This window comes from Brevundimonas sp. (genome assembly GCF_024711105.1).
Classification (GTDB): domain Bacteria; phylum Pseudomonadota; class Alphaproteobacteria; order Caulobacterales; family Caulobacteraceae; genus Brevundimonas.
The window spans coordinates 1-20004 of sequence record NZ_JANJTL010000117.1; the positions used below are offsets into that span (position 1 = coordinate 1).

Annotated in this window: 26 protein-coding genes and 2 tRNA genes; 12 read left to right on the top strand and 16 right to left on the bottom strand. The window is 69.5% G+C overall.

Annotated features, from left to right (window positions below; genetic code table 11):
• The 4 genes from Q0M60_RS08615 to Q0M60_RS08630 form a co-directional block, all read right to left on the bottom strand.
• Positions 1 to 550 (bottom strand): SDR family NAD(P)-dependent oxidoreductase (locus Q0M60_RS08615; protein ID WP_296818290.1); only part of this gene is annotated, 550 nt, incomplete at its 3' end.
• A 9-nt stretch (positions 551 to 559) separates the two neighbouring features.
• Positions 560 to 1510: an ACP S-malonyltransferase gene (gene fabD / locus Q0M60_RS08620; protein WP_296818292.1), complete on the bottom strand. Its 951-nt coding sequence runs from the start codon at positions 1508 to 1510 to the stop codon at positions 560 to 562.
• Between the two features lie 75 nt (positions 1511 to 1585).
• On the bottom strand, positions 1586 to 3004 hold the full coding sequence (locus Q0M60_RS08625) for a hypothetical protein (protein ID WP_296818294.1): 1419 nt from the start codon (positions 3002 to 3004) through the stop codon (positions 1586 to 1588).
• A 116-nt stretch (positions 3005 to 3120) separates the two neighbouring features.
• Positions 3121 to 3693: a DUF2059 domain-containing protein gene (locus tag Q0M60_RS08630; RefSeq protein WP_296818296.1), complete on the bottom strand. Its 573-nt coding sequence runs from the start codon at positions 3691 to 3693 to the stop codon at positions 3121 to 3123.
• Between the two features lie 229 nt (positions 3694 to 3922).
• Between Q0M60_RS08630 and rpsF the strand changes: the two genes are divergently transcribed.
• From rpsF to Q0M60_RS08650, 4 genes are all read left to right on the top strand, one after another.
• Positions 3923 to 4306 carry a 30S ribosomal protein S6 gene (rpsF, locus tag Q0M60_RS08635; RefSeq protein WP_296818298.1) on the top strand — a complete coding sequence of 128 codons (384 nt, stop codon included), beginning with the start codon at positions 3923 to 3925 and terminating at the stop codon, positions 4304 to 4306.
• A gap of 11 nt (positions 4307 to 4317) precedes the next feature.
• Entirely contained in the window at positions 4318 to 4593 is a 276-nt protein-coding gene (gene rpsR, locus Q0M60_RS08640) for a 30S ribosomal protein S18 (protein WP_296818300.1), read from the top strand.
• A gap of 1 nt (position 4594) precedes the next feature.
• Entirely contained in the window at positions 4595 to 5179 is a 585-nt protein-coding gene (rplI, locus tag Q0M60_RS08645) for a 50S ribosomal protein L9 (RefSeq protein ID WP_296818302.1), read from the top strand.
• Positions 5180 to 5253: 74 nt separating this feature from the next.
• Positions 5254 to 5622, top strand: a complete 369-nt coding sequence (locus Q0M60_RS08650; RefSeq protein ID WP_296818304.1) for a hypothetical protein — start codon at positions 5254 to 5256, stop codon at positions 5620 to 5622.
• A 6-nt stretch (positions 5623 to 5628) separates the two neighbouring features.
• Here Q0M60_RS08650 and Q0M60_RS08655 read toward each other — a convergent pair whose 3' ends face one another.
• The 9 genes from Q0M60_RS08655 to Q0M60_RS08695 all read right to left on the bottom strand — a co-directional run bounded on the left by Q0M60_RS08655 (position 5629) and on the right by Q0M60_RS08695 (position 11849).
• The gene (locus tag Q0M60_RS08655) at positions 5629 to 5856 is read right to left on the bottom strand and encodes a hypothetical protein (RefSeq protein ID WP_296818306.1); all 228 of its coding nucleotides are present in this window, start codon (positions 5854 to 5856) and stop codon (positions 5629 to 5631) included.
• A 77-nt stretch (positions 5857 to 5933) separates the two neighbouring features.
• Positions 5934 to 6623 (bottom strand): type 1 glutamine amidotransferase, encoded by a 690-nt coding sequence (locus Q0M60_RS08660; RefSeq protein ID WP_296818307.1) that lies wholly within the window; start codon positions 6621 to 6623, stop codon positions 5934 to 5936.
• Positions 6620 to 7027, bottom strand: a complete 408-nt coding sequence (locus Q0M60_RS08665) for a DUF3052 domain-containing protein (RefSeq protein ID WP_296818309.1) — start codon at positions 7025 to 7027, stop codon at positions 6620 to 6622. The genes Q0M60_RS08660 and Q0M60_RS08665 overlap by 4 nt, the downstream gene beginning before the upstream one ends.
• Complete coding sequence (locus tag Q0M60_RS08670; protein ID WP_296818311.1) at positions 7024 to 8235, bottom strand: CCA tRNA nucleotidyltransferase; 1212 nt, start codon at positions 8233 to 8235, stop codon at positions 7024 to 7026. The genes Q0M60_RS08665 and Q0M60_RS08670 overlap by 4 nt, the downstream gene beginning before the upstream one ends.
• Entirely contained in the window at positions 8232 to 8867 is a 636-nt protein-coding gene (locus tag Q0M60_RS08675) for a CoA pyrophosphatase (protein WP_296818313.1), read from the bottom strand. The genes Q0M60_RS08670 and Q0M60_RS08675 overlap by 4 nt, the downstream gene beginning before the upstream one ends.
• Positions 8864 to 9412 carry a DUF1285 domain-containing protein gene (locus tag Q0M60_RS08680; protein ID WP_296818315.1) on the bottom strand — a complete coding sequence of 183 codons (549 nt, stop codon included), beginning with the start codon at positions 9410 to 9412 and terminating at the stop codon, positions 8864 to 8866. Before Q0M60_RS08680 ends, Q0M60_RS08675 begins: the two co-directional genes overlap by 4 nt.
• 42 nt (positions 9413 to 9454) lie before the next feature.
• A complete protein-coding gene (locus Q0M60_RS08685; protein WP_296818317.1) occupies positions 9455 to 9940 on the bottom strand; it encodes an N-acetyltransferase in 486 nt (161 codons plus the stop codon).
• 44 nt (positions 9941 to 9984) lie between these two features.
• Positions 9985 to 10755 carry an enoyl-CoA hydratase gene (locus Q0M60_RS08690; RefSeq protein WP_296818320.1) on the bottom strand — a complete coding sequence of 257 codons (771 nt, stop codon included), beginning with the start codon at positions 10753 to 10755 and terminating at the stop codon, positions 9985 to 9987.
• Positions 10752 to 11849, bottom strand: coding sequence for an MBL fold metallo-hydrolase (locus tag Q0M60_RS08695; RefSeq protein WP_296818322.1), 1098 nt, complete (start codon positions 11847 to 11849; stop codon positions 10752 to 10754). Before Q0M60_RS08695 ends, Q0M60_RS08690 begins: the two co-directional genes overlap by 4 nt.
• A gap of 120 nt (positions 11850 to 11969) precedes the next feature.
• On the opposite strand from Q0M60_RS08695, the gene map reads away from it, so the two are divergent.
• The 5 genes from map to Q0M60_RS08720 all read left to right on the top strand — a co-directional run bounded on the left by map (position 11970) and on the right by Q0M60_RS08720 (position 16826).
• The gene (gene map, locus Q0M60_RS08700) at positions 11970 to 12800 is read left to right on the top strand and encodes a type I methionyl aminopeptidase (RefSeq protein WP_296818324.1); all 831 of its coding nucleotides are present in this window, start codon (positions 11970 to 11972) and stop codon (positions 12798 to 12800) included.
• A 95-nt stretch (positions 12801 to 12895) separates the two neighbouring features.
• Positions 12896 to 13708: a DNA repair protein RadC gene (gene radC, locus Q0M60_RS08705; protein ID WP_296818327.1), complete on the top strand. Its 813-nt coding sequence runs from the start codon at positions 12896 to 12898 to the stop codon at positions 13706 to 13708.
• 315 nt (positions 13709 to 14023) lie between these two features.
• Positions 14024 to 15382, top strand: coding sequence for an MFS transporter (locus Q0M60_RS08710; RefSeq protein ID WP_296818329.1), 1359 nt, complete (start codon positions 14024 to 14026; stop codon positions 15380 to 15382).
• Positions 15379 to 16167, top strand: a complete 789-nt coding sequence (mazG, locus tag Q0M60_RS08715; protein ID WP_296818331.1) for a nucleoside triphosphate pyrophosphohydrolase — start codon at positions 15379 to 15381, stop codon at positions 16165 to 16167. The genes Q0M60_RS08710 and mazG overlap by 4 nt, the downstream gene beginning before the upstream one ends.
• Entirely contained in the window at positions 16164 to 16826 is a 663-nt protein-coding gene (locus Q0M60_RS08720) for an HAD-IA family hydrolase (protein ID WP_296818333.1), read from the top strand. The genes mazG and Q0M60_RS08720 overlap by 4 nt, the downstream gene beginning before the upstream one ends.
• A gap of 24 nt (positions 16827 to 16850) precedes the next feature.
• On the opposite strand, the gene Q0M60_RS08725 is transcribed toward Q0M60_RS08720, so the two are convergent.
• Positions 16851 to 16924 (bottom strand) — tRNA-Gln (locus Q0M60_RS08725).
• Positions 16925 to 17082: 158 nt separating this feature from the next.
• Between Q0M60_RS08725 and Q0M60_RS08730 the strand changes: the two genes are divergently transcribed.
• Positions 17083 to 17159 (top strand) — tRNA-Pro (locus Q0M60_RS08730).
• Between the two features lie 10 nt (positions 17160 to 17169).
• On the opposite strand, the gene Q0M60_RS08735 is transcribed toward Q0M60_RS08730, so the two are convergent.
• Positions 17170 to 17373, bottom strand: a complete 204-nt coding sequence (locus Q0M60_RS08735) for a hypothetical protein (protein ID WP_296818335.1) — start codon at positions 17371 to 17373, stop codon at positions 17170 to 17172.
• Between the two features lie 80 nt (positions 17374 to 17453).
• Between Q0M60_RS08735 and Q0M60_RS08740 the strand changes: the two genes are divergently transcribed.
• Positions 17454 to 18065, top strand: coding sequence for a TIGR02466 family protein (locus tag Q0M60_RS08740; protein WP_296818337.1), 612 nt, complete (start codon positions 17454 to 17456; stop codon positions 18063 to 18065).
• Positions 18066 to 18140: 75 nt separating this feature from the next.
• Positions 18141 to 19085 carry a DUF4349 domain-containing protein gene (locus Q0M60_RS08745; protein WP_296818339.1) on the top strand — a complete coding sequence of 315 codons (945 nt, stop codon included), beginning with the start codon at positions 18141 to 18143 and terminating at the stop codon, positions 19083 to 19085.
• On the opposite strand, the gene Q0M60_RS08750 is transcribed toward Q0M60_RS08745, so the two are convergent.
• Positions 19078 to 19956: a branched-chain amino acid aminotransferase gene (locus tag Q0M60_RS08750; RefSeq protein WP_296818341.1), complete on the bottom strand. Its 879-nt coding sequence runs from the start codon at positions 19954 to 19956 to the stop codon at positions 19078 to 19080. The genes Q0M60_RS08745 and Q0M60_RS08750 overlap by 8 nt on opposite strands.
• Between the last annotated feature and the right edge of the window lie 48 nt (positions 19957 to 20004).

Sequence of the window (20004 nt, forward strand, 5' to 3'; positions counted from 1 at the left end):
CCGGGGCGATGCAGTTGACCGTGATGCCGCGGCTGCCGACCTCCTGGGCCAGCGACTTGGAAAAGCCGATCATGCCGGCCTTGGAGGCCGCATAGTTGGTCTGGCCGGGGTTGCCGGTCACGCCGACGACGGAGGTGACGCCGATGATGCGGCCCGCACGACGCTTCATCATGCCCTTCATGGCCGCGCGGCAGAGGCGGAAATAGCTCTCCAGGTTGACCTTGATGACCTGCTCGAAGTCCTCGTCCTTCATCCGCATCAGAAGGCCGTCCTTGGTGATGCCGGCGTTGGCCACCAGGATGTCGAGCGGCGCGCCCGCCACCTCCTCGGCCCGGCCGACCAATCCATCGACCGACTCGGCGTCCGACAGGTTCGCCGCCGCGGCGAAAGCCCGCCCGCCTAGTTCGCCGGCAAGGTCGTTCAGCACCGCCTCGCGCGTGCCGGACAGGACGACGGTCGCCCCTTGCGCATGCAGCGCCCGGGCGATCGCCCCGCCGATACCGCCGGTCGCGCCGGTCACAAGCGCGGTCTTGCCTTCAAGGTTGAACATGCTGCTTCCCTAGCTCTGCTGGCTCTTCGCGAACGCTTCCATCTCCTCCGGCGCGTTCAGCGTCATGGCCTCGGCGTCCGGGGCGATGCGCTTGGCCATGCCTGTGAGGACCTTGCCGGAGCCGATCTCGACGAAGCGGGTGACGCCGCCCTCGGTCGCCATCCACTCCATGCTCTCGCGCCAGCGGACGCGGCCGGTGACCTGTTCGACCAGCAGGCGACGGATGGCCTCCGGGTCGCTCTCGGGACGGGCGGTGACGTTGGCGACCACCGGCGGGCGGGGCGCGGAGATGGCGGCGTCGGCGAGGGCTGCGGCCATCTCGTCGGCGGCCGGCTGCATCAGCGGACAGTGGAAGGGCGCCGAGACGTTCAGCGGAATGGCGCGGGCGCCCAGCTCCTTGGCCCTCTCGATGGCGCGGTCGACCGCGGCCTTGTCGCCGGAGATCACGATATTGCCGGCGTTGTTGTCATTGGCGACGACGCAGACGCCGACTTCGGAGCCGGCCTTCGCCGCCGCCTCGGCCAGGGCTAGGTCGGTCTTGGGCCCGATCAGCGAGGCCATGGCCCCCTGCCCCACCGGCACGGCGCGCTGCATGGCCTGGCCGCGCAGCTTCAGCAGCCGCGCCGTGTCCGGCAGTGAAATCGCGCCCGCCGCGCACAGGGCGGAGTACTCGCCGAGCGAATGGCCGGCGACGTAGTCAGCGCTGGAGATCTCGATGCCGAACTCGGCCTTCAGCGCCCGGGCCGCCGCGACCGACACGGCCATAAGCGCCGGCTGGGCGTTCTCGGTCAGGGTCAGCTGATCCTCGGGCCCCTCGCGCATCAGCACCGACAGCTTCTGGCTGAGCGCGTCATCGACCTCGGCGAAGACCTCGCGCGCGCTGGCGAAGGCGTCCGCCAGGCTCGCGCCCATGCCCACCGCCTGGCTGCCCTGTCCGGGAAAGAGAAACGCCAGCTTCATGCCTGCCTCACGCGCCGCTTCGGGCGGCGAGGGTTAGGCCAGCCTCGCGGGAGTGGCAAGTTTGGTAGGTCTGCCTCAGATAATCCAGTCGTCCCAGACCGGGTGAGGCTGAGGTGACGGTCCGGGCGCGCCTTCCATCCAGCGGGTCAGGAAGCCCGCGTCCGCCGCAGCCTCCTGAGCGGGAGGCGGGCCGGCGTCCGGCCGCACCAGCGGGGCCGGCGTCTTTGCCGTCTGCGCCTCGCCGCCGGGATCGCAGACGATCAGGGTCAGGTCGATCGCGCCATCGTCGAATCGGATCAGCTCGACGTCGTTCAGGACCGTCGCCCCGGCCGCGTTCTTGACCAGCGCGCCCATCCCGGTGCGGTGGACGACGTAATCCGACACCTCTCCCGAAAACCGGGCCTCGTCCCAGCCGGAACCTCCTTCGATGAGGTCCGAGCCGCCCCCGCCTATGAGGATGTCATCTCCCGCCTCGCCGCGAAGCACGTCGAAGCTGGACAGGCCCCGCAGGACGTCAGCGCCCTCGCCGCCGACAACGACGCCCGAGCCAGCCGTATTCGGGGCCGGCCGTGCGAACGCCTGGCTTAACAGCGGGTCGGCCGAGATCAGCGCCTGGGCGGACGCGAACAGGTCCCGGGCCGCCGGGTCGTTCGTCAGATAGGCATCCAGAAACATGGCCGCGAAGCCGGCGATGGAGGCGGTGATCGCGGCGTTGTCGGTATTGCCGCCGATGTCGTTGTGGGCCGCGTCGCGATAGACGAGGGCGGCCGTCTCGCCTCCGGCGCTGCGGCCGAAAGAATCCAGGCGGCTCTCCCAGCCGACGAGGCCGCCGGGCTCGGAGTCCGCCGTGCCCGTCAGAATCAGCATGGGAACGTCGATCGCGTCCCACGCGCCCGACGACAGCTGCGCCCAGGAGCTTTCCAGACCTTGAGGGGAGAGCAACAGCAGCGCCGCGAAGCGCACATCAGCAACGGACGCGACGCCGTACGGATTGCCGTCCGGAAGGGAAAGGTCGGCGTATTGGTCCGACTGCAGACCCGTCACCAGACCCGCGGTGAAGGCGCCGTGGCTATGCCCTGCGGCGACCGGCCGGGAGGTATCAACCGTGTAGCCCGGCAGGGCCGCGACCAGGGCGGTCGCCTGATCGAGGGCGAACTGCATGTCGGCTGACCGGTGAAGGCCGGAGGCGACGTTCGAAACGGAGAACTGGGACGTGAACCAGGACGGATAGGTCGACGCGCTGTCGAGGTGCGTCGGCGCGATGACGATGTAGCCTTGGTCCGCCAGCGCCTGGGCCACCGCGCCGGCCCCGGAGTCGGGCCTGCCACTGCCCCAGTGGCCGTGGCTGTAGATGATGACCGGATAGGTCCCGGGAGTCGGCGGAGCAAAGACGCTGAGCTGGACGTCGCGGGGCGCGGTGCGAGCCACACCGGACGTGTCCGTGTAAGCGACGAAATGCTCAGGATCCCTGATCGTCCTGGTCACGACGGGCATTGGCGGCCTCCCTCCAGTCCTTCAACGGAGCCAGGAAGGATTTCCGTCGGGGCCTATGAGATACGATGCTGGTGACAGCACCCCGGCGTCGAATGGGGCCGCACGCGGGTTGACCGTCAATAGGCGGGCGACATCTGGCGCACGAGCGGCGGCGTCGGATCGGTCCAGGCGTCGAGGTCGAACGACTCCTCTCCCTCGCCGGACAGATCGCCAAGGGCGGCCCCCAGCAGCTCGGGGAGGCGCTCCATCATCAGCGTGGTCATGACCAGCGACAGCTCGGACTGCTTGTCCAGGATGCCGCGACCGACATCGCCCTCATAGAAGGTGACGAGCGCCTCGAGCTCGGCCTCTGTGAAGACCTGGACGTGGGCCTCCACCATGACCTCCTCCATCAGCTCGATCATGGGCGAGACCGAATCCATCGTGCCGTCGGGCAGAAAGATCGGCATGTCGGCGCTGTCGTCCGGCTTGGGCGCTCCAGGACCCGTGGGCGCCAACGCCGAGGCCCAGTCGTCGGCCATCTCGGCCGAGCCGACGATCTGATCCTGCATCATGCCTTGCAGGTCCATCATCTCGACGTATTGCCGCGCCAGCTCCCACTCCCTGTCGGAGGTCTCAGGCGCCTCCTGCGCCAGGGCGGGCGTCGCCAGGCCGGTCACGGCCGCAAGGATGATCAGAAATGCCCGCATGACGTCCCTCCGCGGGCGACCTTGCGGCCAATCCGCAGGGCGCGCAAGCGGGCGGGGCCCTTTCTCCTTGCCGCGCCGGGCCTTTTCCCCTATAGGCCCCGCCTTTCCAGGACGGCGGTCTTTCGCGGAGCGTCAAAGGGGCGGGATCATCCCGTCCGCCGCGACAAGAGCCATCGTGGGTTCGGCTTCCCGGCCGGCCTGCGCCGCCGCCCGCACACGGGAGAACCGCATGGCTCTTTACGAGCACACGGTCATGTCGCGTCAGGATATCTCCGCGCAACAGGCCGAAGCGCTGAACGACACCATCAAGGCTCTGATCGAGGAAGGCGGCGGATCCGTCGCCAAGATCGAGTACTGGGGTCTGCGCAACCTCACCTACCGGGTGAAGAAGAACCGCAAGGCTCACTATTCGCTGCTCGCCATCGACGCGCCCGCCGCGGCCATGGCCGAAGTCGAGCGCCAGCTGTCCATCAACGAGGACGTGCTGCGCTATCTGACCGTCCGTGTCGAAGAGCTCGACCTCGAACTGTCCCCGATCCTCGCCCGCCGCGAGCGGGAGCGTGAACGCGAACGCGAACGCGCCCCCCGCACCGGCTACGACGACATGATGTGAGCTGAGATCAGATGACCGACGCAGTCACCCCCACCCCGGGCGCGCCCGCCGGCAACTCTCCGGCCCGCCGTCCCTTCCATCGCCGCCGCAAGGTATGCCCGTTCTCCGGCGCCGACGCGCCGAAGATCGACTATAAGGACGTCAAGCTCCTGCAGCGCTACATCTCCGAGCGCGGCAAGATCGTCCCCTCGCGCATCACGGCCGTCTCCCAGAAGAAGCAACGCGAGCTGGCCAAGGCCATCAAGCGCGCCCGCTTCCTGGCCCTCCTGCCCTATGTGGTGAAGTAAGATGAAGGTCGTTCTGCTTGAACGCGTCGAGAACCTCGGCGCCATCGGCGACGTCGTCACCGTCAAGGACGGCTTCGCCCGTAACTTCCTTCTGCCGCGCGAGAAGGCCCTGCGGGCCACCTCGGCGAACCTGAAGGTCTTCGAGGCCCAGCGCGCCCAGATCGAGGCCCGTAATGAGAAGGCCAAGGCCGAAGCCGGCAAGTCCGGCGAGAAGCTCGACGGCTCGACCTATGTCCTGATCCGTCAGGCGGGCGAGTCCGGCCAGCTCTACGGCTCGGTCACCGCGCGTGACATCGCCGACGCCATCCAGGCTGAAGGCGGCAAGGCCGAACGCAGCCAGGTCGTGCTGAACCTGCCGATCAAGACCCTCGGCGTCCACGAGGTGCAGGTCCGCCTGCACGCCGAGGTCACCGTGACGGTCAAGGTCAACGTGGCTCGTTCGGCTGACGAGGCCGAGCGTCAGGCCCGCGGCGAAGATGTCATCCGCAGCCAGTTCGACGAAGAGCGCGAGCTCGCCGCCGAACAGGCCAAGGACCTCTTCGAAGGCGGCGCCGGCCAGCAGGAATTCGTCGCCGACGAAGCCTGACTTTCGCCGCAACCTTGACGGCCAATGGAAGGCGCGCCCCTGTGGGCGCGCCTTTCTTCTTTTCGGGGTCCCGCATGAAGCCTACCGTCCTCGCCGCAGCGCTGGCTTCCGGCTTGCTTATCGCCTCCGCAGCCCAGGCCATGCCGGTCAGCGAATTCCTCGAGGAGGCCGAGGACATCCCCATGAACCCCACGGCCCTGCTGCGCTCGGACGCGCGTCGGCTGATGGGTGAGCTGCAGGGCGCCTTCCGCACGGTGAGCGACGAATACCGCGCCGACCGGGACGCCGGCCGGCCGACGGACTTCTGCCCGGCCGAGGGCACGCGCATGTCCCTGTCGCCGCAGGACGTCCTGACCCGGTTCCGCTCGATCCCCGCATCGCGGCGGCACATCAGCGTGACCCAGGCGATCCGGGAATGGATGGCCGAACGCTATCCCTGCTGACGCCCGCTAGCTGTTCGTGCAGGTGATGTAGGAGTTGCTGACCCAGTAGCAGTTGCGTGCCTGGCCCGTGGCGGAGTTGATCATCCAGACCTCGCCGCCCTGGCCGTTGTCGAAGGAGCCTGCGGGCTCCCAGCGACCGCCCGACTGGGCCTGGGTGGGCTGCGGTCCGGCCAGCCCGGCGACGAAGCCGGCGGCGACGAGGGCGGCGGCGAGAGCGATCTTCTGCAAGGTCATGTCCGTCTCCTTTCAGGTGAGAGACGTCAGACTGCACAGCTTGGGGACCACCGGCACCTGTCGGAGCCTGACGGCGGTCAGCGGGCGATGAACCGACCGATCCACTTGCCCAGCAGGGCCCGGTCGTTGGGCCGTCCCAGGCTGACGATCGCCCGGTCGGCGAAGTCGTTCTCGAACCGGTCGCCGCGTCGGCCGTCGACCAACGCGGCGGCGTAGGCGGGTTCGAACTCGGGATGAGGTTGCAGCGAAATGGCGTCCGTACCGTAGGCCAAGCCCGCGAAGGGGGTGAAGTCGCTGGCCAGCCAGACGCGCGAACCGGGCGGCTGGTCCACGACCTGATCCTGGTGCGAGGCCGGAATGGCGACCGACCGCGCCGGCGGCTTGATCCAGGGCTCATCGCCGACGACCCGATAGTCCTGCAGGCCGATGCCCCAACCCTTGTCGGACTTGACGACGCGACCACCGAAGGCCTGGGCCATGGCCTGGTGGCCGAAGCAGACGCCGACCAGCCTGGTGCGGCCGCGCGCGTCGCGCAGCCAGTGCAGCAGGCCCGCGATCCAAGGGTCGCCGTCATAGACGCCGGACGCCGAGCCGGTCAGCAGGGCGGCCTCAAACCGCGTCGGGTCGGGCAGCTCTCCGGCCTGGACGTCGAAAGTCGTGGCCACGACGCCGTCGCCGAGCATGGTGCGCATCATCTCGGGATAGCCGCCGAAGCGCGGCTCCAGCGCGGCGGGCGGCCGGCCAGTCTTCAGGATCGCGATGTTCAAGCTTTTCGCCTCAGGAATTTCAGGCCCGACCAATCCGCATCAACCGCACAGACCTTCACGTCGACCCAGCCGGTCGGAAGGATGATCTCACGCACGCCGTCCTCGGTGAGGTCGACGAACAACGAGGATGCCTTCTTGGGCCAGGACACCCAGACCATCCCGCCGTCCGGCCGGTGCCCGAAAGCGGTGGTGGCCTTGGCTTCGAGGTCGGCCCGGTCGCCCACGAACAGGTGCAGGATGCGGGCGGCCGGGTCCAGTCCGTCGATGATGCGCGCGCCCTCAGGCAGCGGTTCGACGAGTTGGCGATAATTCCGAGGCGCATCCATCACCGCGAGGGTGTCGTCCGGCTTGACGCCCAGCTTGGCCGAAAGCGGCTTGCCCGAATATCCGGCCGCCTCGCTCATGCGGCGGCCCCGATCAGTTCCGCGAGCTTGGCGTCGAGGCCCTCCTCCGGAAAGTCCTCGGCCATCCACCAGTCCTGCAGATCGCGCAGCACCTGGCCCATGCGCGGGCCCGGCTCCAACCCGGCCTGGCGCAGCTCTGCGCCTCCAATCGGAAAGCGTGGCGGCGTCCAGCTCTCGGCCAGGTCCAGCAGAGGCCAGGCGCCCGCGTATCGGTCCGGTTCGGCCGCCCAGGCGCGCATCAACCGATCGGTGAAAGTCCGCTTGCCGAGCCTGTAGATGGCCACCCGGGCGGCGTGAGCCTCCATGCCCAGCTTCACCTCGACGAAATCCGGTAGCGCCGCCAGCAGACGGTCGCGCAGGGCGTTTGAAAACCGCAGTCTCGTCGCTGCGGCCTCGACCATGTCCCAGTCCGCCGCCAGCAGGGCCGACAGGCGCAGCGCGCGATCCTGCGACAGGCCGACCATGGCTTCGAACAGGCGGCGATCCAGTTCAAACGGCAAGGCCTGCTCGAGGACCCCTGTCTCGTCCATGAGGCGGACCGCGCCGACCGGATCGGGCGCGGCGAGCAGCTTGAGCAACTCGGCGGAAATCCGCTCCGCCGAGAGCTGGCCGATGCCGGCCTTCAACCCGGCGCAGGCGGCGAGGCCCGCGGCGTCCGGCGCGCTGCGCCCGTACCAGGCGTGGAAGCGGAAGAAGCGCAGGATGCGCAGATAGTCCTCGCGGATGCGGGCCTCGGCCTCGCCGACGAAGACGATGCGGCCGGCCCGGCAGTCCTCGACCCCCTCCCCGGTCGGATCGAACACCTCGCCCGTCCGGTCGGCGTAGAGCGCGTTCAGCCGGAAATCGCGGCGCGCCGCGTCCTCGGCCCAGTCGTCGGTGAAGGCCACCACGGCGCGGCGGCCGTCGGTCGCCACGTCTCGGCGCAGGGTCGTGACCTCGAACCCCCGGCGGCCGCTGATGGCGGTCACCGTGCCATGCTCGACGCCCGTGGGCGCGAACCTCAGGCCGGCGGCCTCGAGCGCGGCCATGGTCCGGTCGGGCGTCAGTGTGGTGGCGATGTCCACGTCCGCGACCGGCTCACGCAGCAAGGCGTTGCGCACGCAGCCGCCGACGAAGCGCGCCTCCCCGCCCGCGGCCTCCAGCGCGTCGATCACGGCGGTCGTCTCGGGGGCCGTCAGCCAGGTTTGCCCGTCGGGCAGACGGGTCACGCCGCGTCCTCCGCCCGGTCGTGCAGGCGGGCGTGCAGGGCCCGGATCATCCCCGCCGTCGCGCCCCAGATGTAGCGTTCACCGTACGGCATGGCCCAGAAGAAGCGCTCTGCGCCCTTCCAGTGCAGGGACTCCTGCCGATGATTGGCGGTGTCCATCAGGAAGTCCCATGGGACCTCGAAGACGTCCGCCACCTCATCGAGATTCGGCCGCACCTCGAAGGGCGGATCGACCATGGCGACCACCGGCGTGACCAGAAAGCCCGTGCCGGTCTCGTAGGTGTCCGACAGCCCGAGCGGCCGCACGCGCGCCGGGTCGAGCTCGATCTCCTCCCACGCCTCCCGCACGGCGGCCTCCAGAGGGCCCTCGCCAGGATCGAGACGCCCGCCGGGAAAGGCCACCTGCCCCGTATGGCTGGCCAGGCTGTCGGAACGGCGCGTCATCAGCACCGTCACGCCGTCGTCCCGGGGCACGATGGGGATCAACACGGCAGCCGGCCGCAGGGGCCGAATCTCGCGCGCGATCTCCGGATTGAGGTCGAAGTCGGATCGCCCGGCCGCGCCATCCGGCGTCCAGGTGTCCGGCGCGTCCAGCACGGCGCGCAGGCGGGCTTCCAGTTCCGCGGCCGTCACGTCGCGCGACCCAACACGAACGCCTCGCCGCCCGACCGCACGCACAGTCGGTCGCCGTCGCGCTCGGCCATCTCGACCAGTTCATAGAAGACCGAACGCTCGATGCGCGCCTCCAGGCCCCGCCGAACGTGGACATAGGGCGCGGGCGCGCCGTCGGCGCTGTGATCGACCCGGATCGGATTGTCCGGCCCTGCGACCGTCTCGTCGCCGACGTCGGTGGCGAAGACCAGGTCCTCGCCCCGCCGCTCGACGGCCACGGCGCGGAAGGGGGCGTCCTCGACCGTGATCCTCAGCTTCTCGACCGGCGTGACCAGATGAAAGCCGTCCGGATCCTTCCTCAGGATCGTCGAGAACAGCCGGACTAGCTCAGGCCTGCCGATCGGCGACCCCTCGTGCATCCAGACGCCGTCGCGGCGGAGGACGATATCGATGTCGCCGCAGTGCTCGGGATTCCACAGGTGTACAGGCGGCAGGCCGCGCTTTTTCGGCGCGGCGGCCTCGGCCAGGGCGGCCAGGCCGGACGGCTTCGGTTGGTCCTCGTGCATTCCTGGGAAGGTGGAAGCCCCGGCCTTCCGGGGCAAGGGCTTTCAGCCGCGTCGAACGGCGCCCTGCGCCTCGGAGCCGTCCAGCGACAGCCACAGCACCCGGCGCGGATCGACGGGTCCGGGCAGGACGGCGTCCGGAGCGGGCTCGAAGCCGAAGCGTCCGAAGTAGGGCCGGTCCCCGACCAGCAGGACGCCGGACAGACCCAGATCGCGCGCGCGCGCGATCACAGCCTCGCTGAGCACCGCGCCCGCCCCGGTGCCGCGCCAGGGCGCGTCGACGGCGATGGGGCCCAGGAAGCCCGCGCGCACGCCGCCCACGTCGATCGGCCAGAGATGGACCGAGCCCATGACCTCGCCCGCGACACTCAACACATAGCCGGCGATGGGCTGCGAACCCTCGCGCAGCCGCTCGGCCGTCTTGGCGTAGCGACCGGGGCCGAAGGCGCGCTCCACCACCCGCGCGGCGACGGGAGCGTCGAAGGGAGTCTCTTCGGACAGGACGAAGGTTTCGAGGGCGGGATCGGCCATGGAGGGCGCCACATAGGGCCGAGCCGTGGCGAGCGAAAGGCGCTTCAGTCCGGCGGCGAGAAATTCGGCGTCCGCTTCTGGGCGAAGGCGGTGAAGGCCTCCATGGCCTCGGGGCTCAGCATCTGGGCGCCGAAGACCTCGCCTTCCCGCTCCATCAGGCTCCACAGCCGCTCGCCGTCGCGCATCAGCCGCTTGGTGCCCTGGATCGACCCGGGCGCCCGCGAGGCGAGGACGCGGGCCAGGCTGAGCGCCTCCTCGTCCACGCGATCGGCGCTGACGACCCGGTTGGCCAGGCCCCAAGCGAAGGCCGTATTGCCGCTGATCGGCTCGCCCAGGGCGAACAGCTCGAACGCCCGCTGGTGGCCGATGACCATGGGCAGCAGCAGGGTCGAGGCCGCCTCGGGCGCCAGCGCCAGGTTGACGAAGGGCGTGGACAGCAGGGCGTCCTCGGCCACCACGACCATGTCGCAATGCAGCAGCAGCGTCAGGCCGATGCCGACCGCCCTGCCCTTCACCGCCGCCACGGCCGGCTTCTGCAGGAAGGCCAGCCCCTTCAGGAAGCGGAACACCGCCATGTCGGTCGGCCGCTGGCCGCCCATGGCGATGGCGGCGAAGTCGCCGATGTCGTTGCCGGCCGAGAAGCTGTCGCCCTCGGCGCGGAAAAGCACCACCCGGACCGCAGCGTCGGTCTGGGCGCGTTCCACGGCCGCGGCGAGGTCCGCGTACATGGCCTGGGTGATGGCGTTCTTCTTGTCCGCCCGATCGAGGGTGACGGTCAGGACGCCGCCCTGGAGGGCAGTGCGGATATGGCTCATGCGGTTCCCCTGTCGATGGCGATCCAGCGCCAGACGCCGTCCGCGCCGGTCTCCCGGACGGCCAGCCCCCGGCGGGCCAGGCAGTTGAGGTGGGCCAGGCTCTCCCCGGTCGCCATGCCGAGCATGGAATCGCCGATGGGCCGGGCGAACAGGCTGCCGAACACGTCCACGGCCCGCTTCGGCTCACGGAGCGAGCGCACAAGTCGTTTGAGGGACACGTCGTGCCCGCGCTTCAGCGCGTCCAGCCGCGTGTGAAGGCCGCGGAACGGCAGGCCGTGCGAAGGCAGCACCAGCACGTCCGCCGGGACCTCTCGCTTCAGTCTGGCCAGGGAGTCCAGCCAGTCGCTCAGCGGGTCCGCGTCCGGCTCGGTCGGCCAGACCGATACGTTGGAGCTGATCGCCGGCAGCACCTGATCACCCGAGATGAACACCCCGTCCCGCTCCCTCAGCAGGCAGGCGTGCTCCGGCGAGTGGCCGTTGCCGCCCACGATTCGCCAGGCGTCGCCGCCGATCTCGAGCGTCTCGCCCTCGACCAGCCGGACATAGGCCTGCGGCGGCGCGCTGACGGCCTTGCCGAACATGCCGAAGCGGGCGCGCCAGTCCTCGATCTGGGCCTCGGTCCACCCGGCGGCATGATAGAAGCGCGCCCCGGCCTCGGGCGCGGGGCCCGTGTCGGTCACCAGCATCCGCATGGTGACGTATTCCAGCCGGCTCATCAGCAGGGGCGCGTCGAACCGCTCGCACAGCCAGCCGGCCAGGCCGACGTGATCCGGGTGCATGTGGGTGCAGATCACGCGCGTGATCGGCCGCCCTTCCAGCGGTCCCGCGAACGCCGCCTCCCAGCCGTCACGCGCGGCCGGGTAGCTGAGGCCGGTGTCGACCACCGTCCAGCCCTCGCCGTCCCGAAGCGCCCACAGGTTGATGTGGTTCAAAGAGAACGGCAGCGGCGACCTTAGCCACAGGACGCCCTCAGCTACCTCGACCGCCTCGCCCGGCGCGGGCGCCTCGGCGAACGGATAGTCCAGCGCCGCGCGCGCGGTCGGCGCCGCCTCTTCGGCCTGCGCCCGGTCGCAATCGGCCACCCCGTCGCGCAAGACCGTCTCCAATCAAAACTCGCCTCACTTAGCGCCAGTCGCTAAGATGCGTCAAAGGCTGTGCGGCGTTTTCGCCCCCGCGGCCTTGAGATCGCCACCCCGAAAGGCCACCTGACCGCCATGGTTATGGAACAACTCGACGACGACGCCTTCGTCCGCACCGGGGCGATCAAGCGCCACCGGCCCGAGGACTTCGAGGGCATGCGCAAGGCCGGCCAGCTGGCCGCCGCCTGCCTCGACATGCTGACCGAGCATGTGGTCCCCGGCGTCGAGACGGCGCGCCTCGACGATCTGGCGCGCGAGTTCATCCTCGACAACGGCGGACTGCCGGCCTGTCTGGGCTACAAGGGCTATGGGTTCACCACCTGCATCTCGCCCAACCACGTCGTCTGCCACGGCATACCGGGCCAGCGCACCAACCTGCGCCTGGACGAGGGCGACATCGTCAATATCGACGTGACCGCGATCGTCGACGGCTGGCACGGCGACACCAGCCGCATGTACCCGGTCGGCCAGATCAATGCGCGTGCGCGCCGCCTGATCGAGACGACCTACGACGCCCTCGACAAGGGCCTGGCGATGGTCAAGCCAGGGAACACCTTCGGCGACATCGGCTGGGCCATCCAGCAGCACGTCGAGGCCCAGCGCATGTCGGTGGTGCGCGACTTCTGCGGCCACGGCGTCGGCCGCGTCTTCCACGACAGCCCCAACGTCCTGCACTACGGCCGCAAGGGCCAGGGTGCGACGCTCGAGCCCGGCATGTTCTTCACCGTCGAGCCGATGGTGAACCTGGGCAAGCCGCAGGTGAAGGTCCTCTCCGACGGCTGGACGGCGGTGACGCGCGACAAGTCCCTTTCCGCCCAGGCCGAGCACTCGGTCGGCGTGACCGAGACGGGGATCGAAGTCTTCACCGCCAGCCCGGCGGGACTGTTCAGGCCGACGTTCGGCTGACACCTGCTCCCGCCGGCTTGGCTCCCTGCAATCTCCGGGACGTAGACGTTCCCTTTTCGTTCTGACATTGTGGCGACCTCGCTGATGAGGTGGCCATGAGCGTTCAGTCGACCGTCGTCCGCTTCCCCGAACTGTTCTCTCCCACGCAGGAGGGTGCGCCCGCCAAGGCGAAGCCGGCGCCCAGGCCCCACCACGCCGGCCACCGCGAGCGCCTGCGCGAGCGGGCGAGGAAGGCAGGCCTCGCCTCCCTCCCGGACTACGAGCTGCTGGAGCTCTTCCTGTTCCGGAGCCAGCCGCAGGGGGACGTCAAACCGCTGGCCAAGGCGCTGCTGGCCCGCTTCGGCTCGCTGGGCGCCGTGCTGGGGGCCTCCCTGGAGGAGCTGACCTCCGTCCGCGCCGAGGACACCAAGGGCCGCACCAAGACCGTCGGCGCCGAGACGGCGCTGGACCTCATGTCCCTGCACGAGCTGTCCCGCCGCGTGGCCGGCGAGGTGGCGGCCCCGCGCAAGGTGATCTCGTCCTTCACCGCGCTCATGGACTACGTGCGGCTCACCCTCCAGCACCAGGCGCGCGAGCAGTTCCGGGTGCTGTTCCTTGACCGCAAGAACCAGCTCATCGCCGACGAGATCATGGGTCAGGGCACCATCGACCACGCGCCCGCCTATCCGCGCGAAGTGGTCAAGCGCGCGCTGGACCTGCACGCCTCGGCCCTCATCCTCGTCCACAACCACCCCTCGGGCGACCCGACGCCCAGCCAGGCCGACATCGACATGACCAAGCAGATCATGGACGCCGGGCGGTTGCTGAAGATCGAGGTGCACGACCACCTCATCGTCGGCCGCCAGGGCGTGGCCGGCAGCCGCGAGGATCGCCGGGTCGTCAGCCTGAAGGCCATCGGCGCAATCTGACCCCCCTTCGGGAGGCGCGCGATCCTCCTATCGACGCCGCCTATCCTGTGGCTTTGCCTGCGGTTCCCGGGATTCCGGGGTCGAAAACACCCGTCTGCGCGGCCGGGGCTAAAATCACGACATGCGCCCGACCTCGCATGGCAGGCCCGTTCATCCGTTCTGGGCGCCCGAGTTGCAGTGCTGCAGTTGCAGTCGATTTGCCCACTGCCACAGTTGCGCGGGCCTGCCGCATCCAATGTCGCGGGCCCTTCCCAAGCCTGTCCGTTTCGCGCCCAATCGCGAGGCGGCGAGTCGCGTCGCGATGAAGCGGACGCCATGAGCTCCCCTGCCCCTGTCCCCTCCAAGCGGCGCTCCAACGCCACGCTCGCCGCCTTCGCGGCCTCCTGCCTGCCCTATGCGGCGCTCGGCCTGCCGGTCTACGTCACTCTGCCGGAATTCTACGCCAGCCACGTCGGCGTGCCGCTGGCGGCGGTCAGCCTGGTGTTCCTGATCGTGCGGCTGGCCGACATCGTGGTCGATCCGATCCTCGGCATGGTCATCGACCGGACCTCGACCAAATGGGGCCGTTACCGGGTCTGGATGGCCGCCGCCGCGCCGATCCTGATGGGCTCGGTCGCCATGTTGTTTTTCGCGCGCGAGGGCGCCTCGGCGCTCTATCTCAGCGCCTGGCTGGTCATCATGTACCTGGGCTACTCCATCAGCCTGCTCAGCCAGATGAGCTGGGCCTCGATCCTGTCGCCCGACTACGATCAGCGCAGCCGGATCTACGGCTGGTGGCAGGTCGCCAACATCCTCGGCGTGCTGGCGGTGCTGGCCATCCCGGCCATCGTCCAGGGCCCGCTGGGCGGCGACTACATCGAGGCGGTCCGGGCCCAGGGCTGGTTCATCATCGGCCTGCTGCCCATCGCCCTGTTCATCACCATCCGCTTCACGCCCGAGCCGCTGAACGCTGCCCCGCCGCCGCACGGGGGCTTGAGCGCCACCTTCGCCCTCATCGCCAAGCCGGTGATGCGCCGGCTCCTCCTGTCGGACCTGCTGCTCGGCGCGGCGCGGGGCCTGATCGGCGTGCTGTTCTTCTATTTCTTCGAGCAGGCCCGTGGCTTCGACCGCGAGCAAACCTCGATCATGCTGCTGGTCTATTTCGTTGCGGGTCTCGTCGGGGCTCCGATCTGGGCGGCGCTGGCCACGCGCATCGGCAAGCATATCGCGCTCGCCTTGGCCTCGGTCTTCTTCGCCGTGACCTTCGCGGCCGCGACCCTTCTGGTTCCGGCCGGGAACTTCCCGGTGGCGCTGGGCGCCATCTTCATCACCGGCCTGGCCTTCGGCTCCGGCGACCTGCTGCTGCGGGCCATGATGGCGGACGCCTCGGACGTAGTGCGGCTCGAGGACGGCGCGGACCGGACCGGCCTGCTGTTCTCGATCCTCAACGCCACCTCGAAGCTGGGCTACGCCTTCTCCGTCGGGGGGTTCGCAGTGCTGGAGTGGATGGGTTTCCAGGCCGAGGCCGGCTCGGTGAACTCGCCGGAGGTGATCCAGGGACTGACCTGGCTGTTCATCGCCGCGCCCGGCGTGCTGCTGCTGCTGACGGCCTACGTCGTGCGCCTCTATCCTCTCACTGAAGACCGGCACCTGGCCGTTCGGACGGAGCTCAAGGCGCGTGAGGGCCAGGCATGAGCGAGCCCGTCGATCGCCTGAACGCCATCATGGCCCGCCTGCGCGATCCCGAGGGCGGCTGCCCCTGGGATGTCGAGCAGACCTTCCAGACCATCGCCCCCTACACGCTGGAGGAGGCTTACGAGGTCGCCGACGCCATCGAACGCGGCGACTTCGACGACCTGAAGTCCGAACTGGGGGACCTCCTCTTCCAGGTCGTCTTCCACGCCCGCATGGCCGAGGAGCAGGGCCTGTTCGGCTTTGACGACGTCGCCGGCGCCATCGCCGACAAGCTGGAACGCCGCCACCCCCACGTCTTCGGCGACGAGGCGGCCAAGCCCGACGGCGCCGCCCAGAAGCAGCGCTGGGAGGACATCAAGGCCGAGGAGCGCAAGGCCAGGGCCCAGCACGGCGTGCTGGACGACGTGCCGGTCGGCCTGCCCGCGCTGGCCCGCGCCGCCAAGCTGACCAAGCGCGCCGCCCGCGTCGGCTTCGACTGGCCCTCGACCGCCGAGGTCGTCGACAAGCTCGACGAGGAAGTGGCCGAGCTGAAGGCCGAGCTCGCCGCGGGCGACACGGAAAAGGCCGCCGAGGAGCTGGGCGACCTGCTCTTCGTCATGGCCAACCTCGCCCGCAAGCTCGGAGCCGAACCCGAGGACGCCCTGCGCGCCGCCAACGCCAAGTTCGTCCGCCGCTTCGCCTTCATCGAAGCCGAGCTGGCCAAGGATGGCCGCACGCCCGAACAATCCGATCTCGCCGAAATGGACGGTCTGTGGAACGCGGCCAAGGCGGCCGAACGGGCTTGAGCCGCTTCGACCTCGTCATCTTCGACTATGACGGCGTCATCGCTGACAGCGAACTGCTGAACAACCGGGTGCTCGCCGAGCTCCTGACTGAGGCGGGGCTGGCCACCACAGTCGATGAGGCCATCGCCACCTACATGGGCCGGCGCTGGCTCGATTGCGTACCGCTGATCGAGGAGCGGCTGGGACAGCCCTGCCCCGACTTCCTGCACGCCGAGTGGACGCGGCGTTGCCACCAGGAGGCCCACGCTAGGCTCGAGGCCGTCGACGGCGTCGCGGCCTTCGTCGAGGGCCTGCACCTCAGCCGCTGCGTCGCCTCCTCCAGCCCGCCGGCCTGGATCGAGATGGGCCTGGATCGCTTCGGCCTGCGCCATGCCTTCGGCGACTCGATCTACAGCGCCGCCGTCCACGTCACGCGCGGCAAGCCGCACCCCGACCTCTTCCTCCACGCGGCGGACGCGATGGGCGCGGCCGCGAATCGCACCCTCGTCATCGAGGACACGGTCACCGGCGTCACGGCGGGCGTGGCCGCAGGCATGACCGTCATCGGCCTCTGCGCCGGCGGCCACATCCGACCCGGCCACGCCGACCGGCTGGCCGCCGCAGGCGCGCATCACGTGGTCGAAAGCTACGCCGAGGTGGCGCCGCTGTTCAGCTCTTGAGGGGATGCCCGACCCATCGGGCGGTGGCTGGGGAACTAGGACTCGAACCTAGAATGACGGTACCAAAAACCACAGTGTTACCATTACACCATTCCCCAGCAGGACCGGTGCCGCCGGGGTGTTCGCCCCGGGAGCGGGCGAGATAGCCGAACCGTTCGGACCTTGCAACACGCCTTTCAAGGGCGCTTGCCGCCGCCGGGGGCCGTCGCTATAAGCCGCCTTCCTTCGGGCGCGGGAACGTCTCCGGGGGTGAAGTCGGAGTGTGGCTCAGTCTGGTAGAGCACTGCGTTCGGGACGCAGGGGTCGCAGGTTCGAATCCTGCCACTCCGACCATCTTTTCCCGTCAGAACCGGCCTTCGAGCGACTCGCCTAGACGGGTCATCTGCTCGGCCTCCATGCGCGCCAGGGCCTCGTCATAGCGCCGTGCCGGCACCAGATCGCCATTGGGCAGGCGGCGGATCGCGCGGGGATGCGAGGTCCAGTCGGGCCCGGCGAAGGAGCGGGGCTCCGCTGGTCGGACATCGTCGGGGTACGGCGCCTGGCTCATCGGGCGGCCTCTTTCAGCAGTCCACGGACTGAAAACTCCACCTCGCGCCCTTGGTTCAGCCCTGTGCTATTGCGCCGCGGATGACGACACGCGCCCTGTTCCCGACCCTGATCCGCGAATCGAGCCTGGCCGAGGCGCCGGACTTCGCGCGTCTGAATGACGAGCTCGAGCGCGCCTGCCTGGAGCTGGCGCAGGAGGACGGCGCGGGCCGGGCCTGGAGCCGCGACAGCGCCTATCCCGGCTACACATCCTACGCCTCGCTCGACGACCTGCCGGTGCGCGATCCCGCCTTCGGCGGCCTGAAACGCCTGCTGGACCGCGAGGTGGCGATCTTCGCACGGGAGCTGTCGCTGGATCTGGGGCGTAAGCCCCGGCTCGACAGCTTGTGGGTCAATGTACTCGACCCCAGGGGCGGCCACTCGGGCCACATCCATCCGCACAGCGTGATTTCGGGCACCTACTATGTCTCGACGCCCGAGGGGGCGAGCGCCCTGAAGTTCGAGGATCCCCGCCTGCCCCTGATGATGGCGCGGCCGACCTTGACCGAGCAGGCGCCGCAAGACCGTCGCCCCTTCGTCTATGTCCAGCCCCGGGCTGGCACGGTGCTCCTCTGGGAAAGCTGGCTGCGGCACGAAGTGCCGGCGAACGCCGCGAAGCGGAAGCGGATTTCAATCAGCTTCAATTACCGCTGAATCCAAACGGGGTTTCGCCCAAATCCGGCCACATGGGGCGCGCCTGATCACGAAACCGTGATCGGGAGAGACACCATGCGCCGCGCCCTGCTTCTCGCCTCCGCCGCCCTCGTCCTCGCCGCCTGCGACAGCGGCACACCTATCGTCGGTGAAGAGACCGCTGACGCCTCGGTCGACATGGAAATCATCGCGCCAGCGAGCCCGGAGGTCGTCGCACGCGCCGCCGGCGAGGCCTCGGCCAGCGGGGCGGAGGCACCGGAGGTCCCGGAGGCCCAGGTCCCGCAGCTGGCCTATGCCTACGCCTACGACCTGGAGGCGCCGACGGACAACGTGGCGGCCCTCGCCGCCCGGCACGAGCGCGTCTGCGTCCAGGCCGGGCCGGCACGCTGTCAGGTCATCGGCTCACGCTCCGGCCGCGTCGGCGAGGACATGGCCGAGGCGACGCTGGAGCTCCGCGCCGAGCCGGGCTGGCTGACGGCGTTCCGGAACGGCCTGGCCGGCGACGCCCAGCAAGCCGGCGGGCGGATCGTCACCTCCTCGACATCGACGGAGGACCTGACCCGCGCCCTGATCGACACCGAGGCGCATCTGGCCGCCAAGACCGCCCTGCGCGACCGGCTGCAGACCATGTTGGCCACCCGCACGGGCGACCTTCAGTCGGCCCTGGAGGTCGAGCGCGAGCTGGCGCGCGTCCAGGGCGAGATCGACGCCGCCCGCTCGACGCTGGAGGTCATGCGGGCCCGGGTGGCGATGTCGCGCATCACCCTGACCTACCGGTCAGAAGGGGTGCTGGCGCCGGACACGGCGACCAATCCGCTGAGCGTAGCGCTCGAGAACGCCCTGACCGTGTTCATGACGGCGCTGGCCGCCATCGTGACCATCCTGGCCTTCGTCCTGCCGTTCGCCCTGGTGATCGTCCCGATCGTCTGGTGGATCCTGCGCAGCCGCCGACGGGCGGCCGAACGCCAGCGGGCGGAGCGAGCGGCGGCCCCGGCCGCGGCCGGGCCGGAGGTTATCTGAGGCCCCGCACCAGTCGGCCGTAGTCCTCCATCAGGCCGAGCGACAGCGCCCCCGGCGTGAAGCGGTACTCGCCGATCTCCGCCACCGGGGTGACCTCCGCAGCCGTGCCCGTGAGGAAGCATTCGGTGAAGCCCGACAGCTCCTCGGGCCGGATGTAGCGGACCTGCACTTCGATCCCCTTGGCCTGCGCCATGGCGATCACCGTCTGGCGCGTGATGCCGTCCAGGATGGCGTCGATAGGCGGGGTGTGGATCACGCCGTCCTGCACGAAGAAGACATTGGCGCCCGTGGCCTCGGCTACATAGCCGCGCCAGTCCAGCATCATGGCGTCGGCGTAGCCGCGCTTCTCGGCCGCCATCTTGGACAGGGTGCAGATCATGTAGAGGCCGGCCGCCTTGGCCGCCGAAGGCGCGGTCTCGGGGTCCGGGCGGCGCCACTTGGACCACTCCAGGCGGATGCCCTTGGCCTTGGTTTCCGGGTCGAAATAGCTGGGCCAATCCCACACGGCGATGGCGACGTGGGTCCGGGTGTTGAAGGCCGAGACGCTGACCTGCTCGGGGCCGCGGAAGGCGACCGGACGGACGTAGCAGTCCTCCAGCCCCATGCGCTCGCAGGTCGCCTTGCAGGCCTCGTCGATCTCCGCCACGCTGAACGGAATCTCGAAGTCGAGGAGTTGGGCCGAACGGTGCAGGCGCTCAGTGTGCTCGGTGAGCTTGAAGATGCGGCCGGAGTACATCCGCTCGCCTTCGAACACCGAGGAGCCGTAGTGGAGCGCATGGGTCAGGACGTGAGTCTTGGCCTCGCGCCACGGGACGAAGTCGCCGTCGACCCAGATCCAGCCGTCTCGGTCGTCCATGGGAACGAACGCCATTGATCCTGAACTCCAGCATGCCCGGCTCTTCCCGGCCGTCGCGGGCGG

Excerpts from the sequence above, each read along its gene's own strand:
- fabD (WP_296818292.1), bottom strand. The coding sequence starts at position 1,510 with ATGAAGCTGGCGTTTCTCTTTCCCGGACAGGGCAGCCAGGCGGTGGGC.
- Q0M60_RS08625 (WP_296818294.1), bottom strand. The coding sequence starts at position 3,004 with ATGCCCGTCGTGACCAGGACGATCAGGGATCCTGAGCATTTCGTCGCT.
- Q0M60_RS08630 (WP_296818296.1), bottom strand. The coding sequence starts at position 3,693 with ATGCGGGCATTTCTGATCATCCTTGCGGCCGTGACCGGCCTGGCGACG.
- rpsF (WP_296818298.1), top strand. The coding sequence starts at position 3,923 with ATGGCTCTTTACGAGCACACGGTCATGTCGCGTCAGGATATCTCCGCG.
- rpsR (WP_296818300.1), top strand. The coding sequence starts at position 4,318 with ATGACCGACGCAGTCACCCCCACCCCGGGCGCGCCCGCCGGCAACTCT.
- rplI (WP_296818302.1), top strand. The coding sequence starts at position 4,595 with ATGAAGGTCGTTCTGCTTGAACGCGTCGAGAACCTCGGCGCCATCGGC.
- Q0M60_RS08650 (WP_296818304.1), top strand. The coding sequence starts at position 5,254 with ATGAAGCCTACCGTCCTCGCCGCAGCGCTGGCTTCCGGCTTGCTTATC.
- Q0M60_RS08655 (WP_296818306.1), bottom strand. The coding sequence starts at position 5,856 with ATGACCTTGCAGAAGATCGCTCTCGCCGCCGCCCTCGTCGCCGCCGGC.
- Q0M60_RS08665 (WP_296818309.1), bottom strand. The coding sequence starts at position 7,027 with ATGAGCGAGGCGGCCGGATATTCGGGCAAGCCGCTTTCGGCCAAGCTG.
- Q0M60_RS08680 (WP_296818315.1), bottom strand. The coding sequence starts at position 9,412 with ATGCACGAGGACCAACCGAAGCCGTCCGGCCTGGCCGCCCTGGCCGAG.
- Q0M60_RS08685 (WP_296818317.1), bottom strand. The coding sequence starts at position 9,940 with ATGGCCGATCCCGCCCTCGAAACCTTCGTCCTGTCCGAAGAGACTCCC.
- Q0M60_RS08690 (WP_296818320.1), bottom strand. The coding sequence starts at position 10,755 with ATGAGCCATATCCGCACTGCCCTCCAGGGCGGCGTCCTGACCGTCACC.
- map (WP_296818324.1), top strand. The coding sequence starts at position 11,970 with ATGGTTATGGAACAACTCGACGACGACGCCTTCGTCCGCACCGGGGCG.
- radC (WP_296818327.1), top strand. The coding sequence starts at position 12,896 with ATGAGCGTTCAGTCGACCGTCGTCCGCTTCCCCGAACTGTTCTCTCCC.
- Q0M60_RS08710 (WP_296818329.1), top strand. The coding sequence starts at position 14,024 with ATGAGCTCCCCTGCCCCTGTCCCCTCCAAGCGGCGCTCCAACGCCACG.
- mazG (WP_296818331.1), top strand. The coding sequence starts at position 15,379 with ATGAGCGAGCCCGTCGATCGCCTGAACGCCATCATGGCCCGCCTGCGC.
- Q0M60_RS08735 (WP_296818335.1), bottom strand. The coding sequence starts at position 17,373 with ATGAGCCAGGCGCCGTACCCCGACGATGTCCGACCAGCGGAGCCCCGC.
- Q0M60_RS08740 (WP_296818337.1), top strand. The coding sequence starts at position 17,454 with ATGACGACACGCGCCCTGTTCCCGACCCTGATCCGCGAATCGAGCCTG.
- Q0M60_RS08745 (WP_296818339.1), top strand. The coding sequence starts at position 18,141 with ATGCGCCGCGCCCTGCTTCTCGCCTCCGCCGCCCTCGTCCTCGCCGCC.
- Q0M60_RS08750 (WP_296818341.1), bottom strand. The coding sequence starts at position 19,956 with ATGGCGTTCGTTCCCATGGACGACCGAGACGGCTGGATCTGGGTCGAC.